The 13,389-nt window shown below is 70.3% G+C and carries 8 protein-coding genes and 3 pseudogenes; 5 read left to right on the top strand and 6 right to left on the bottom strand.

Going from position 1 to position 13,389, the window contains the following annotated elements:
- Nucleotides 1-224 (bottom strand): DUF2637 domain-containing protein (locus ABZV00_RS16765; protein ID WP_355606785.1); only part of this gene is annotated, 224 nt, incomplete at its 3' end.
- 1,050 nt (nucleotides 225-1,274) lie between these two features.
- Between ABZV00_RS16765 and ABZV00_RS16760 the strand changes: the two genes are divergently transcribed.
- From ABZV00_RS16760 to ABZV00_RS16750, 3 genes are all read left to right on the top strand, one after another.
- Nucleotides 1,275-1,874 (top strand): RNA polymerase sigma factor, encoded by a 600-nt coding sequence (locus ABZV00_RS16760; RefSeq protein ID WP_355606809.1) that lies wholly within the window; start codon nucleotides 1,275-1,277, stop codon nucleotides 1,872-1,874.
- Nucleotides 1,874-2,887, top strand: a complete 1,014-nt coding sequence (locus ABZV00_RS16755; RefSeq protein WP_355606783.1) for a CU044_5270 family protein — start codon at nucleotides 1,874-1,876, stop codon at nucleotides 2,885-2,887. Before ABZV00_RS16760 ends, ABZV00_RS16755 begins: the two co-directional genes overlap by 1 nt.
- A 105-nt stretch (nucleotides 2,888-2,992) precedes the next feature.
- Complete coding sequence (locus ABZV00_RS16750) at nucleotides 2,993-3,691, top strand: hypothetical protein (RefSeq protein ID WP_355606780.1); 699 nt, start codon at nucleotides 2,993-2,995, stop codon at nucleotides 3,689-3,691.
- Between the two features lie 11 nt (nucleotides 3,692-3,702).
- Here ABZV00_RS16750 and ABZV00_RS16745 read toward each other — a convergent pair.
- Together ABZV00_RS16745 and ABZV00_RS16740 are read right to left on the bottom strand one after the other, a co-directional pair.
- Nucleotides 3,703-4,435, bottom strand: a pseudogene (locus tag ABZV00_RS16745) (IS5 family transposase); the annotation flags it as partial.
- An 807-nt stretch (nucleotides 4,436-5,242) separates the two neighbouring features.
- Complete coding sequence (locus ABZV00_RS16740) at nucleotides 5,243-6,577, bottom strand: hypothetical protein (RefSeq protein ID WP_355606777.1); 1,335 nt, start codon at nucleotides 6,575-6,577, stop codon at nucleotides 5,243-5,245.
- Between the two features lie 303 nt (nucleotides 6,578-6,880).
- Here ABZV00_RS16740 and ABZV00_RS16735 point away from each other — a divergent pair, with 303 nt between their 5' ends.
- Complete coding sequence (locus ABZV00_RS16735; RefSeq protein WP_355606775.1) at nucleotides 6,881-7,966, top strand: endonuclease/exonuclease/phosphatase family protein; 1,086 nt, start codon at nucleotides 6,881-6,883, stop codon at nucleotides 7,964-7,966.
- A 170-nt stretch (nucleotides 7,967-8,136) separates the two neighbouring features.
- On the opposite strand, the pseudogene ABZV00_RS16730 reads toward ABZV00_RS16735, so the two are convergent.
- From ABZV00_RS16730 to ABZV00_RS16720, 3 genes and pseudogenes are all read right to left on the bottom strand, one after another.
- Nucleotides 8,137-9,047 (bottom strand): annotated as a pseudogene (locus ABZV00_RS16730) (nicotinate phosphoribosyltransferase); the annotation flags it as partial.
- A gap of 375 nt (nucleotides 9,048-9,422) precedes the next feature.
- The gene (locus ABZV00_RS16725) at nucleotides 9,423-11,576 is read right to left on the bottom strand and encodes an MMPL family transporter (RefSeq protein WP_355606773.1); all 2,154 of its coding nucleotides are present in this window, start codon (nucleotides 11,574-11,576) and stop codon (nucleotides 9,423-9,425) included.
- 267 nt (nucleotides 11,577-11,843) lie between these two features.
- Nucleotides 11,844-13,019, bottom strand: coding sequence for a transposase (locus tag ABZV00_RS16720; protein WP_355606770.1), 1,176 nt, complete (start codon nucleotides 13,017-13,019; stop codon nucleotides 11,844-11,846).
- 16 nt (nucleotides 13,020-13,035) lie between these two features.
- Between ABZV00_RS16720 and ABZV00_RS16715 the strand changes: the two are divergent.
- Nucleotides 13,036-13,198, top strand: a pseudogene (locus ABZV00_RS16715) (transposase); the annotation flags it as partial.
- Between the last annotated feature and the right edge of the window lie 191 nt (nucleotides 13,199-13,389).

The raw sequence follows: 13,389 nt of genomic DNA, 5'->3' as shown, positions 1-13,389 counted from the left end.
CCGGCGGCGATCGACGTCAACTCCAGCACGACCGCGTCGGCCCAGGCGAGCCAGCCCGGCTGGCCGTGTGCCGCCGCGACGTCATGCACGTGCCGGAAAGAGGCAGCGCCGGCCGCGCCGCCGATCAACAACATGATCAGCACCTGGATGCGGTTCTCCAGCCGCTCCCGCCCCGACCGCTTATCAGCGGGGACGTCACGGGATCGCTGTTCAGTTGTCGCCAACGGCCCACCTCCCATGGTGAGGCAGCACGTGCGCAATCTTGACTACCGTCGTCGTACAGAGGCGGACCGACCTGGCAGTCGGCTTCATGTAATTGATGTGGGTTGATGTCATGTTCGTGCTCCAGTTGAATGATGTTCAAGGTGCGGGCGATGGGGGCAGTCCAGTCGCTCGGATCAGGGCTTGGGCAGACGCGACCCTGCCGGGTGACGCCCGTCCGGGCGGAACCCCTCCTGTCTGCGCAGGGGCACCAGGGCAGCAGGCGTCGCCACAACCGGCACAGCAGGCTGCGGTCAACAGGCGGGACGCGGGGGCGGACGGCCAAGCCGAGCCACAAGAGGTCAGGACTATCGCCACCGGCAGCGCTCGACAAGCGCCATGGTGGTGCGGCGGCTCAACTCGCCGACGAACGATCCTTCATGTGGGGCCTCCTTCTCTCGACGGTCCCAGCACCGTCGGCGCGAACAAGAGCAGGCAACCACTCCGGGAGTGCCTGCCCGCCTTTTTCTGGCCGACCGCGCCAGCCGGCAGTGCGGGAACGTGTATCCAGTACGCCCCGGGAACACCGTCGAGTCAACCTCCATTTTCACGCGGATCGACCACGGAGCCTTGACGTCAACCGGCGATCCGGTCGCCGGAGACCTGCTGGGGCGCGTCGTCGGCGAGCAGGTCCTATGGCGTCCTCCCGCCGGCTCCGTGCAGGCGCAACTCGGTGACCCCGGTGAGTTCGGCGACCGGTGACACGAGGCTGAAGGGGCGTGGCACCGGTTGCGTGTTGAACCGCTGTAGAGGCATGCGAACCACCCTCGATGCGCTACCCGGTCTCCCACCCGAACGGCGCTGACCTGGGCATTTCCTGCTAACCGGGCGGTTCGGGCAGGGGTGACCGCGACCAAATCTAGGACAGCACCGCCGAGCCCTCCCGCGTACACCACTTTCGCTGTCGAGGCGGGGACCGCTGGTACTCCCGACGGGATCCCGCGAACACATTTCGCGCGGCGGTGAATAGGAGGTGTGGTGGCCAGACCAGAGGGAGATGGATCCAATTGGCTGTGGTTGAGAGAGACGTGGTTGTGATGACACCTCCCGAAGGGGGAACCGCGCAGAGCGACGCCGAACTCATCAGCCAGGCCGGTCGGTCGCCGGAGTGCTTCGCTGCGGTGTTCGACCGGCATTATCGGCACATCTATGCCTATGCGGCCCGCCGGCTCGGGCGGGACCTTGCCGAGGACGTGGCGTCCGAGACGTTCCTGGTGGCGTTCGACCGGCGCGCCGGCTATGACACGACCCGCGCGGACGCGCGGCCCTGGCTGTACGGGATTGCGTCGAACCTGATCGCGCGGCAGGGTACGGCCGAGTCTCGCCGGTACAAGATGCTCGCCCAGCTCGGACATGGCGATCGGGTCGACACCCACGACGACGCCGTTGGGCGGCTCGACGCGACGGCCGTACGTGGTCGGCTGGCGGCAGCCCTGGCGCGGCTTCCCCAACCCGTGCGCGACGTACTGCTGCTGGTCGCCTGGGCCGGGCTCAACCAGAACGAGGCCGCGGCCGCGCTGGACATCCCTCCGGGTACGGCGCGGTCCCGGCTGCACCGGGCACGACAGGAAATGCGACAGGCGCTGGGCGCCGACATGGAGGTGCAAGGGTGATGGACGAACTTACCCCACTGCGCGAGGCGTTCGGGCCGGACGAGCTCCCGTCGAACGCCGCGCTGGACAGGGCGAGGACGGCGTTGTTGCAGCACATCGGGACCAACGAGATCGGTACGAGGGAGGCCGTCAGCCCACTTGAGCGGCACCGGCGCAGCCGCCGGTGGCCGGTCCGGCTCAGCCTGGCGGCGGCGGTCGCGGTAGCGGCGGTGGTCGGTGTTGTCGGTGTTGTCGCGGTGGAGAACCTGGGCACGGTCGACGAGCAGGGCAAGGGCCACCCTGTGGTGCACGGACTGCCGTTCGCGCGCTCGGCCAGCGCTGATTTCCTGGAGAAGGCGGCTCAGGCGGCAGACCGCAAGCCCTCGAAGGCGCCCCGGCAGGACCAGTTCATGTACAAGGAAAGCCGCGCCTTGCGCAACGCCGAGGAGCTGGAGAAGAAAGCACCGAACGCTCCGCTCGTCCCAGGCAAGACCCGGGTCGTGGTGCAGCAGGACTGGAAGCGGATCGACGGGCAGGTCTGGGGGCGCCGGTCCGGCGGCCAACTCGTCGTCGAGCAGCAGGGGAATGGCGCGGTCGGTTGGGCCCAGCTTCCGTACGACGAACTGGTCGGCCTTACCACGCCCGAGGCGGTGCTCGCCTGGGTCGCGCGTCCGCACCCCAGTCTCGAGGTCTCCCTTGACGGCCTGTTGAGCCAGTACGTGCTGCCGCCGGCGGTAGAGGCGGCCGTCTTCCGGGCCTTGGCGCGGGCGGGTAACGCGCGGCTCAACCCGGACGCGGTAAACCTCGATGGTCGGCCGGCGATCGGCCTGAGCGTCACCGTCGAGGGGCACCTCAGCCAGGAGTTGCTCTTCGACAAGGCCACGTACGCGTTGATCGGCGAGCGCACGGTCGTGATCGAGGACCACACGAGGGACGCCCTCGACGACACCTCCCAGATCCACAAGGGTGACGTGTTCACCCAGGTGGTCTACGCCGACTCGCGCATCGTCGACCGGGTCGGTGACACGAGGTAGGTAGCGGGCCCGGATGGGGTCGCCATTCACGCCCGGGGGCGTTATGTGCGGAATGGCGACCCCGCCGAGCCGTTGCCGAACTCGCGGGAACAAACAGGAGTATCGATGAGCGACGACCGAGCGGAATCGCCCATCCCGGCCCCCGCCGAGTGGGTATCAGGGCCGGAATGGGCGCGGACCTGGGCCGTCACGGCTCTTCTGTTGATGGCGTTGATGCTGGCGGCGCTGACGACGGGGTGCGGTCGTGATCCGGCGCCGGTCCCGGCAGGGGTCGCGGATGCCGGCGAGCCGCGGTTTGTCGACGCCGCCCTGCCGCCAGCCGGACTGGGGACGGGGTGGCAGGAGATAGCGGCGCCGGCGGATCGGCCGCCGTGGCCATGGCTGCAGGCCGACTGCCCCGGGTACCGGGACGGGGACTATCCCGCCCAGCGGCACCGGCGCGACGCCGTGCAGCGCCGCTACCAGCAGGACCGGACGGCTCTGAACGCGCTGCACGTCGTCGAGAAGTACGAGCCGGGCTGGGCGGTACGCGCCCTGGAAGACACGAGGCGGGTGCTCAACTCCTGTTCGGAGTACGCCGCTTGGGGTGGGAAGATCTCGTTCGTGGCCGTCCCGGCGAACGTCCCGGCCGAGGACGCGATCCTGGTCCGTGGGCGGATCGAGCGTGCTGGAGCGCCGGCAACGATCACCTATTTCGTGACCGTACGCTGCGGCGACCTGGTATCGACATTGAGTTTCCCCGATCCTGCAAACGAACGGACAGTTCACGAGACGGCGGCGTTGGTGGCAGACCTCCTCGGCTAGGTCCGTCAGTTTGGCCGGCCGCCCTTCGAGCCCCGTTTACGCAGGTTGGCGTCCTGATCGGCCTTCGACGGAATAGCCGCGGCGATCCCTCGTCTGCGCAGGTAGCGGCGGTTGGCTCGGGACGTGTACGCCTTGTCGGCCAGGACCCGGTCCGGGCGGGGCCGCGGCCGGCCGCGGCCCAGGCGGGGCACCCGGATGCTGTCGAGCACCGCGACGAACTGCGGACTGTCCCCACGCTGCCCGGCGGTCAGCACGATCGACAACGGCTTCTGCCCCTGCTCGCAGGCCAGGTGCAGCTTCGTCGTCAGCCCACCCCGCGACCGCCCGACCATGATCGGCCGGCTCGACTGTCACCCCGCCCCGCGATTCGACCTGCAGATCCCCCTTTTACGCGCCTGGCGGCTGCTGATGCGCCCGGGTGACCGACGAGTCCACCGACACGTCCCACGTGACACGCCCGGCCGCGTCGGCCACCGCCTGCAACCAGGTCAAGATCCTCGCCCAGGTCCCGTCGCGCTGCCAGCGGCGGAACACCGCGTACGCCGCCGCCCAGGACCCGTAGCACTCCGGTATGTCCCGCCACGGCGCACCGACCCGGGTCCGCCACCGGATCCCGTCAATGAGCTGCCGCTTCGTCCATGTCGGCGGCAGACCTGGCCGACGCCCCACAGGTAGTAGCGGCTCCAGCGCCGCCCAATGCGCATCAGTCAGGTCATGCCGCCTCGTCACCGTTACAGTGGCCACGAGGTCTCCGTGCTGATGGTCTTCTTCGACGATGAACCATCTACCGGAGACCTCGCTATTTATCGATCACCGACGCGCCGGGATCTCAGCACCCCACCACCGCCGACTTCGACACAGGCCCTAAGGCGGCTGCGCGGCGGGTGCGGCCTGCGGACGGCTGCCACGCCCGGCACCGCGCTCGTTCGGGCATCCGCCCCGGCGGGTATGCGCGGCGGGTGCGCGCCGGAGAGGTGACCCGGCACTACCACCACCAGACGAACCAGTGTCGCGACGGCCGGCCGCCGGGTGTCCCGCGGTTCGTCCCAATGGACCCGAGCAACCGTCCCCAGCCGCTCAAACGCCACCTCGGGACGCCGGTGCACCCCCCTGCCCCGCGACCTGCCGCCGACCGGGGCGCCGGCCGCGCTGACCCTGTCCGGACGGATACCGCCGAGCAACCCGACCATCGACGGCGAACTCCTCGCCCGCCTGCTGTTCTACTCAGCCAGCGTCACCCGAACCGCCGGAGACAACCTCTGGTTCCGCGCCACCCCTTCGGCCGGCAATCTCCACCCCCTCGAGATGTACGCGGTGGCCAGCGAGGTCGCCGGGCTCGACCACTTCGCGCCGGAGGTGTTCGGCCTGGAGGCACTCGCGGCCGGGGACCACCGCCCGGCGCTGGCCGACGCCACCGCCGACCCGGACGTCGGGCCACCCCGCTCGCCCTCGTCGTCACCGCCTACCGTGGCGAGCCGCGTGGAAGTACGCCGAACGGGGCTGGGCGGCACGGCTACTAGGACGCCGGGACAGGGTGAGGGCATGGACGGGTCAGGCGTACACGGGGCGTCGAGTGCCGCCGTGGTCGGCGCACGGCCCGCGTGGCACGCCGGTCATGCTGACCAGGCCGTCCTCGCACTGCACCACGTAGCCCTTGCCGTTCCAGAAGGTGAGCACGCAGTCGAACCAGTCGCAGACGTCCGCGGCCGGGTCGTTGATGTAGGAGCCGCCGCAGTAGTTGTAGCCGTACGGATTCTCCGGTGCGCCACAGAGGTCCACCGGGGTCGGGCTCGGCGAGCCGGTGGACGGGCTCGGGCTACCGCCACCGGTGCTGCTGGCCGACGGCCACCCGGAGGGGCTGGTCGGTGAGGCACCATCGGTCGGGCCCGGTCCAGGCGAGGTGACCGGCCCGGAACCGGGCCCCGGCGCCGTAACGGGGCCGGACGTGCCGGGCGCGGTGGTGGCGTCCTGCGGACCAGCGGTGGGAGCGGTGGAGTTGGGCAGCGGCGCGCCGACGGCGGTGGACGGCGAGGGGTCATCCGGGTCGGCCGAGGCCGCGCCGGGTCGGCCGTCGAAGTCCATTCCGACCACCGGGCGGCCCGTCGCGGACCAGCGGACCGCGCCCACGACCCCCGCCAGGGCCACCAGCACCGCGACAGCGGCGACCAGCGCCGGACGGGCGAGGCGGGCGGCGGCCGGGGCCTCGGCGGGCGTGGCCGGTGTCGGTGCCGCCGGCCGGGTACTCCAGTGCGCCACCACCGCCTCGTCGAGCCGGTCCAGGAGCGCGTCCCGCTCCCCGACGGCCTCGGCGTAGGCGACGGTGAGTCGCAGCCGGAAGGCGGACGCCGCCGTCGGCGGTACCCGTACTCCCCGGATCCTGCCCGGCCCGTGCTCGTGCAGCAGGGTGAACGGCTCCGCCGGATGGTGCGCCACCCCGGTCAGCTGCCGGTACGGCCACTCCCGGACCCCGAGGCGCCCGATGAGGATCAGCCGCCGGTCGGTGACCACCGCCATGCCGGCGTCGACCACCGCGACGCCCTTCGTCAACCCGCGTAACCGGACCGAGCCCCCGAGGGGAACGACGGCCAGCTCCGGTGCGGGCAGGCCGGCGGTGTGCCGAGCCGTCACCTCAACGAGTTCCGCGCCGGACTGCACGGTGGCCACGACCTCATCCTGGTCTAGGGCCACCGGCAGCCCCACCGGCGTCTCCGCCTGCGGCTCCGGCTCCTCCGTCCACGCGCAACACTCCCGTAGCTCCATGTCGCGTCGCCGCCACGCCTCGACGGCGGTCTCGTACGCCGTGCGCCGCCGCTCGTTCTCTCGATTGACCCACCGGGCCCGCCAGCCCACCGCCGTCCCGTCCGTCGCCACCGGGTCGCCTCTCATCGCGAAGGGGTTCCGCGTCCACCCGGTACAACCGCGCGCGGCGGCACAGGACACGTCGTAGCCGTCGACCGGTTCGGCTGGTTCCGTGGATACCGTCGAGTACCCGTACCGGTTGGCCGGTGGGGCCGAACCGCCGATATGCACGGCTGTCCCCGACCGCCTCGCGGCGATACGGTGCACGCACCGCCTCGGGCCGCGCCCTTCCGACAGGTCGCGACGCCGCCTCACGCGTCCCCATCCGCACCACCGGATCGATCTCACGTCCGACGCCGGCGTAGTCGCCGGGAGAGAGGATCGAAGAGGATGCTCCCCACACCCACCACCTCCTGGCGAACGGCGAGAGTCACCCTCGCAGCCGCCATCGCCCTGGTCAGCCTCGGCATTTTCGGCGCACCCGTCCAAGCCGAAGGAAAATCCAAGGTCACCGTGATGACCCGGAACCTCTATCTGGGCGGCGATCTGACGCCATCCATCGGCGCGCCGACACCAGGGGCGTTCCTGGCCGCGAACTCCGCGCTGTTAGGCCACGTCGACCTGGTCGACTTTCCCGCCCGGGCGAAGCTGCTCGCTCGGGAGATCACCGAGAACAAGCCGGACCTGGTCGGACTGCAGGAGGTCGCCCTGTGGCGCACCGGCACGTTCGGTGACCCCGCACCAGCCACCGAAATCCGGTACGACTACCTCGCACTGCTCATGGGCGAGCTGAGCCGCTCCGGTCACGCGTACGACGTCGCGGTCGTACAGGCCGAGGCCGATCTGGAGGCGCCCGCGGGCGCGCCGCACTTCCTCGACGTCCGGCTCACGATGCGCGACGTGATCCTGGTGCGCCACGGCGGCCGGATGAAGGTGACCGACTCCTCGTCCGGCACCTTCACCAACAACCTCACCTTCACGCTCGCGGCAACGAACGGGACCGTGACCAGCACCCGCGGTTGGACCGCGGTGGACGTGGTGCACGGGCAACGCCCGTTCCGGTTCGTGAACACCCACCTGGAGGCCTTCCACGCCGGTGTCCGGGTGCTGCAGGCGCGCGAGCTGCTGGCCGGCCCCCTCGCCACGGCACCGGGTGACGTCATCCTCGCCGGGGACCTCAACACCGGCCCCGACCTGCCCGTCGCCGAGAACCGGCTCGCCTACGCGGCGCTGGTGGCCGGCGGGATGCGGGACACGTGGCAAATCCTGCATCCGGGTGAACCCGGCTACACCGCGGGTCTGGGCGACGACCTCAACCAACCCGCCGACGCCGTCGAACACCGCATCGACATGGTCCTGTTCCGGGGGGCGGTCGTTCCCGTCTCGAGCCTCATCTTCGGGACCAAGCGGCAAACCCCCGACGGCCGGTGGGCATCGGACCACCTCGGCTACCTGGCCGTGCTGGCCTTGAAGTAGCACGAACGCCGCTCCGGGCTGGCGCCGACGCGCCAGCCCGGAGTTGCCACAGGAACAGAGGGCCATAGCGTGAGCAGCCCGCCGCGATGACCGCCGCCCCGACGCGTCCGGCCGGCCCGGCTGTCAGTAGGTCCCGCCCCGCGCCACCTGCGCGGCCACCCGCTCGTGCAGACGCCGTACGCGTCGATCGGTGCGCCCGCGGCGACGAGCGCCGCGATGACATCCTCGTCGAGGCTGCCGCTGGCCACGATCTGGGCCTGAGTCAGCCCGGCGTCGTCGAGGATCGCGCCGGTCTGCAAGGCCAGCGCGGCGAGATCTCCGGAGTCGAGCCGCACGCCCACCGGGCCGGTCAGTCCCCGCTCCGCGATGACCTCGACGGCGGCTCGCACTCCGGCGGGCGTGTCGTAGGTGTCGACGAGGAACACCGGGCTCGTCGGGAAGTCGGTCGCGAACGGAACGCGGCGCGCTCGTCCGGGAACGCCTCGACGTACGAGTGGGCCATGGTCCCGGACGGCGGCAGTCCGTAGCGTCGAGCGGCCTCGACGTCGCTGGTCGCGGCGAAGCCGGCAATCGCGGACGCCCGGGCCACGGCCGCGCCGGCCTCGATGCCGTGCGTGCGGCGGAACGCGAAGTCGACCAGCTGCGCGTCGCCGGCCGCGAGGCGGCATCGGGCGGCCTTGCTGGCGACCGTGGTGTGGAAGGTGATCAGGTTCAGCACGCCAGTCTCCACCAGCTGCGCCTCGGCGATCGGCGCGGTGACCTCCAGCAGCGGTTCGTCGGCGAACACCACGCGGCCCTCCGGCACGGCCCAGACATCACCGGTGAACCGCAGCCCCGCGAGCGCCGCCAGCGTCGCTTCGTCGAGCCCGACGGTGTCGCGCAGGTAGCCGAGTTCGCCCTCGTCGAACGCGAAGCCTTCCAGGAACGCCAGCGCCTCGGCCAGCCCGGCGGCCACCAGGAAGCCACGCTGCGGCGGCAGGCGGCGGACGAACAGGCTGAACGTCGCGCGCTCCACCATGTCCCGGCGCAGGTAGCTGGCCGCCATCCGCAGCTCGTACAGGTCGGTGCGCAGCCCGGTCACGGTTCCTCCATCGGCACTGCGCACGGTCGACGGGCCGGTGGCATCGTGGTGATGCCAACCCGTCGGGTCCGGGGCGGACGCAGGCTAGGGCGTCCGGTCCCCGGCTTCCGAGCCAGCACACCGCGAACAGCAGTTGGGCGCGGATACCCCTTTCGATCGCTGGTACGCCTGACGGCGGTGAACACGCCGGCCGGCCGCCTCGCCGGGGTCCGCTCACTCCTGGCCGATCAGACTGTCGAGGGCGACGGGTGGGATCGGCCAGGCGGTCGAGGTCGAGGTCGCCGCGCCGCTGCGGGGAGCTTGGTGCCTCCATCACCATGCCGCCGTCCGCCACTCGGCGCACCGCGTCGAGACCCTCCGCGTTGACAACTCGCGCTACTCCTTCGCCACGGTCGCCGGCTCCGGCGGGACGTGCGGCCCGCCGACCGGCCGCTCGTCGCCGTGGCCCGGCCACCACGCCTTGTGCCCGATCAGCGCGGTCAAGGCGGGGACGAAGAACATCGACATGACGAACGCCGACAGCACGATGCCGATCGCCACCGCGAAGCCCATCTGCTGCAGGAACGAGATCGGGGCGAGCATCAGCACTCCGAACGTCCCGGCGAGGATCAGTCCCGCCGCCGCGACCGTCGGCCCGGCGTGTTCGACCCCGATGGCGGCGGCCTGGTGCGGTTCGTTGCCCTCCCGCGCCTCCTCGCGCAGTCGGGCGATCATCAGGATGTTGTAGTCCGTCCCGATCGCCACCACGAAGAGGTAGAGGATGATCGGCAGCTGGAAGGTGACACCGGGCTCGCCCTGCACCCCTTGGAAGAGGTAGACCGTGGCGCCCAGCGTGGCGGCGAAGTTGAGCAGCACCGCGATCACGAGGTAGATCGGCGCGACCAGGCTGCGCAGCAGCAGCGCGAGGATGAGCGCGATCAGGCCGGCCGCGACCGGCAGGATGACCGACAGGTCGCGGTTGTTCGCCGAGTTGATGTCCGCGAAGATCGCGGTGGTCCCGCCGACCAGCGCCCGGGTGCCGGGCGGGGCCGCCGCGTGCACGGCATCGCGCAGGTCCTCGCGGACGAGGGTGATGGCCTCGTTGGAGACCGGGTTCTCATCGAGCAGCAGGTTGACCCGGGCCACACTCGGGTCGGTGCTGCGCTCCGGGGGCTGCGCCTGGCCCACACCCGGGCCTTTCGCTACGGCCGCCGCGAAGTCGCTGACCTGTTGCTCGGTCAGCGGCGACCCGTTACTGGTGGTCAGGTAGACCTCGGTCGGGGCGAGCGCACCGGCGGCGAACCCGCGCTGCAGGTCCTGCGCGGCCTTCGCCGACTCGGTGTCCTGCGGGAAGCCGGCGCTGAAGTCGTAGTCGGCCTTGTAGCCGAGCACGCCTGCGGCGAGCGCGACCAGAAGGACGCCGGATGCCGCCGCGACGAGTGCCGGCCGGCGCCCGACGGCGGTGCCGAGCCGGTGGGACATGGTGGCTTTGGGCGTACGCTGCCACGCCTTCGACGGCCAGAAGACGTACCGGCCGAGCAGCGAGACCACCGCCGGGACGAGAGTGAGCGAGGTGACCAGCATGACGCCGACCGCGATCGCGAGCGCCGGGCCGAGCGAGCCGAAGAAGCCCAGAGAGGCGAGGAGCAGCACGAGGAACGCGACGATGACCGCTCCGGCGGCCGACGTGATGACCTCACCGACCCGCTGGACGGAGACGATCATCGCGGTGCGCTTGTCGTCACCGGCGCGCAACCGCTCCCGGTAGCGGAAGAGCAGGAACAGGATGTAGTCGGTGCCGATGCCGAACAACACGATCAGCAGGATCGTCTGCAGATCCTGACTGACACTGAGATCGAATGCCTTGCCCGCGGCGGCGACGAGACCCGTCGTGATGCTCAGAACGACGCCGACGACCACCACGGGCAGCAGCGCGGCGATGGGGCTGCGGAAGATGATCAGGATCAGTCCGATGATCAGGATGATCGTCGCGACGCCGACCACGGCGAAGGCATTGTTGAAGGTGTCCTCGTTGTCGACGAAGCTCGCCACGTCGCCGGCCACGCCCGCGGTCAGCCCACTGTTCGCCAACTCCGGGCCGATGTCCGCGCGCAGATCGCGTACGGCGTCCAGCAGCGCCGGGTCGTCGGGGGTGGGGGCATCGAGCCCGACGTTGACGATCTGCACCGACTTGTCCGGCGCCACCGCAGGCGGTCCGGTCAGGTAGCCGGACGTGTGCGGGATGTTCTTGGCCTTGAGCGCCTGGGCGAGCTGGCCCACCTTCGCCTCGTCCGCCGGCGTGAGCTTCTGCCCGTCGGCGCGCTTGACCACGATGATCGCCGTCGCGGTGGCCTGCTGCGGAAACGCCTTCTGCCCGAGCTCGGTGGCCTGCACGGACTCGTACGAGCGGGGCAGGAAGCTTTCCTGATCGGCGGAGGTGATGTCGCTCAGCGATGGTGTGGTGAGGATGATGGCGGCTGCCGCGAGCACCCACCCGGCGATCACCCACCACGCTCTGCCCACCACGAATCTGCCCAGCCGCTCGAACATGGTTTCCCCCGTGTGTTCGGCACCACCGACGTCTGGGGCCTGGAGCGCCCAGGGCACCGGCCCGTCACTCTGCCGGGTAGTCTTCGCTACCCGTTGTGCAGACTACCCGCGGCTGGCGCTCCTTTTCGGATGCTTGGGTTCCGGGGGCTGCGCGAGTTTCACCTGTTCAGGTACTCGAGCACTGGGAGCACCCGTCGATTGTTGTCATCGGACGGTGGCATACCCAGCTTGGTCAACTACCCGCCCCTGAATGAGCGGGTTTGTGGGTCAATCCCCTCGCTGGCTGCGAGGTGATGCCACGTGCGGGCGGTTGACTGCGCCCCAGCTCCCGACACCGCGCTCGGCGATGTTGAGAGCCGCATTGTGATCGGCGTGGGCAACGACCCCGCACGATCGACAGGTGAAGGTTTCTTGGTTAGGCCGGTTCCGCCTGTCGCGGTGCTTGCAGCCGTGGCAGGTCTGGGAGGTGTACCGCGGGTCGACCTGGACCAGCGGTACACCAGCTCGGCGGGCCTTGTAGGTAAGGAACCCGCCGAGCTGGTGAAACGACCACGAGTGGAGCGTGACCCGTTGGGGCATTCTCAGCCGGACCCGCTCACGGATCCCCGTCAGTTCTTCGACGGCGATACCGCGACCGGTGCGTGCAGCCTCGGTCACAATAGTCTTGGCGATGCGGTGGTTGACGTTCGCGGCGTGCCGCGCTTCCTTCTTGTTACGCCGGACCAGAAGCCGCTTGGCCGACGTGGTGCCCTTCTGTTGCAGCCGAGCCCGCAGCCGCATCTGGCGGCGGCGGTAGCCATTGAGCCGGGTGCCGGCGTAGCGGGTGCCATCGGAGTCGTAGGCGATGTTGGCGATGCCCATGTCCACGCCGAGGAAGCCATCCGGTTCGTACGGCGGCGTCTCGGCCACCTCGATCGAGGCGTACAGGAACCACATCCCGTCGCGGTGCACCAGGTCGCACTCGCCGATCACGCTGGTGGCGACGGCCTTGAGCTGGGCCGGCGAGCCGGTGTATGCCATGGCTTTGAGTCGGCCGGCGGTGGTCCAGATGGACACCGTCCGAGCGTCGTGCTGCCAGGACAGCATCCGGGCGTCGTAGGGCTGTGCGGCGTCCCAGCGGAACCCGATCGGGTTGGCCTCGATCCGCCTGCGCCGATTCGAGCCGGGCTTGCCGTACCGCCCGGCCTTGAGGTTCGCCGTCAGGGCTGTGTAGGCGTCGGCCACCTTCTTGATGACGTGCTGCGCCGCCTGGGCACCCAACCCGTAGTCGGCCTTGATCCCGGCGTAGACGTGCTTGCGCAGGTCGTAGTTGCGGTACACGGCCGACTCCCGGGCCACGACCGCCACGTCGCAGGCCGCCTGGTTACACGCGCGCAGGGTCGCCCCCAACACTGCCGCCTGCCCAGGCGTCGGCAGGAGTTTCACCTGCACCACCAGCTTCACGCGATCACCGTAGCAATTGGCCCATGTCACCAAATGGGCGCCAGACCCGGACGTTCGACGTGGCCGCAGCGTTAGCTACAACCTGCATGTGCATCTGGGTCTTCACCACAAAGAATCGGCGTGGGGCGCTCACCGACCCGATCCTCACCCGCTGCGAACAGATCATGCGAGACGTGTGTGCAGTGGTGGCCGTCGGCCTGGCACAGGTCGGGGTGGTGGTGCGGCCCGGCCGCGACGATCGGTTCGACCAGTGGTCGGCGTACTGGCACCCGGACGGTGTCGTGGTCTACGTTGCACAGCGCGCGAAGCTCGGCGACGACCGGCCGGGGCTGACTGCGCTGCCGCTTTCCGTGCCGCAGCTGGCGGTCCT

The organism is Micromonospora sp. NPDC005173 (assembly GCF_040608515.1).
In the GTDB taxonomy this organism is placed as follows: Bacteria; Actinomycetota; Actinomycetes; order Mycobacteriales; family Micromonosporaceae; genus Micromonospora.
The sequence above is the reverse complement of the archived record's forward strand: the minus strand, read 5'-3'. Positions and strand labels throughout refer to the sequence as shown.

Coding starts and splice junctions, on each gene's coding strand:
- ABZV00_RS16755 (WP_355606783.1), top strand. CDS start 1,874: ATGGACGAACTTACCCCACTGCGCGAGGCGTTCGGGCCGGACGAGCTC.
- ABZV00_RS16750 (WP_355606780.1), top strand. CDS start 2,993: ATGAGCGACGACCGAGCGGAATCGCCCATCCCGGCCCCCGCCGAGTGG.
- ABZV00_RS16740 (WP_355606777.1), bottom strand. CDS start 6,577: ATGAGAGGCGACCCGGTGGCGACGGACGGGACGGCGGTGGGCTGGCGG.
- ABZV00_RS16735 (WP_355606775.1), top strand. CDS start 6,881: ATGCTCCCCACACCCACCACCTCCTGGCGAACGGCGAGAGTCACCCTC.
- ABZV00_RS16725 (WP_355606773.1), bottom strand. CDS start 11,576: ATGTTCGAGCGGCTGGGCAGATTCGTGGTGGGCAGAGCGTGGTGGGTG.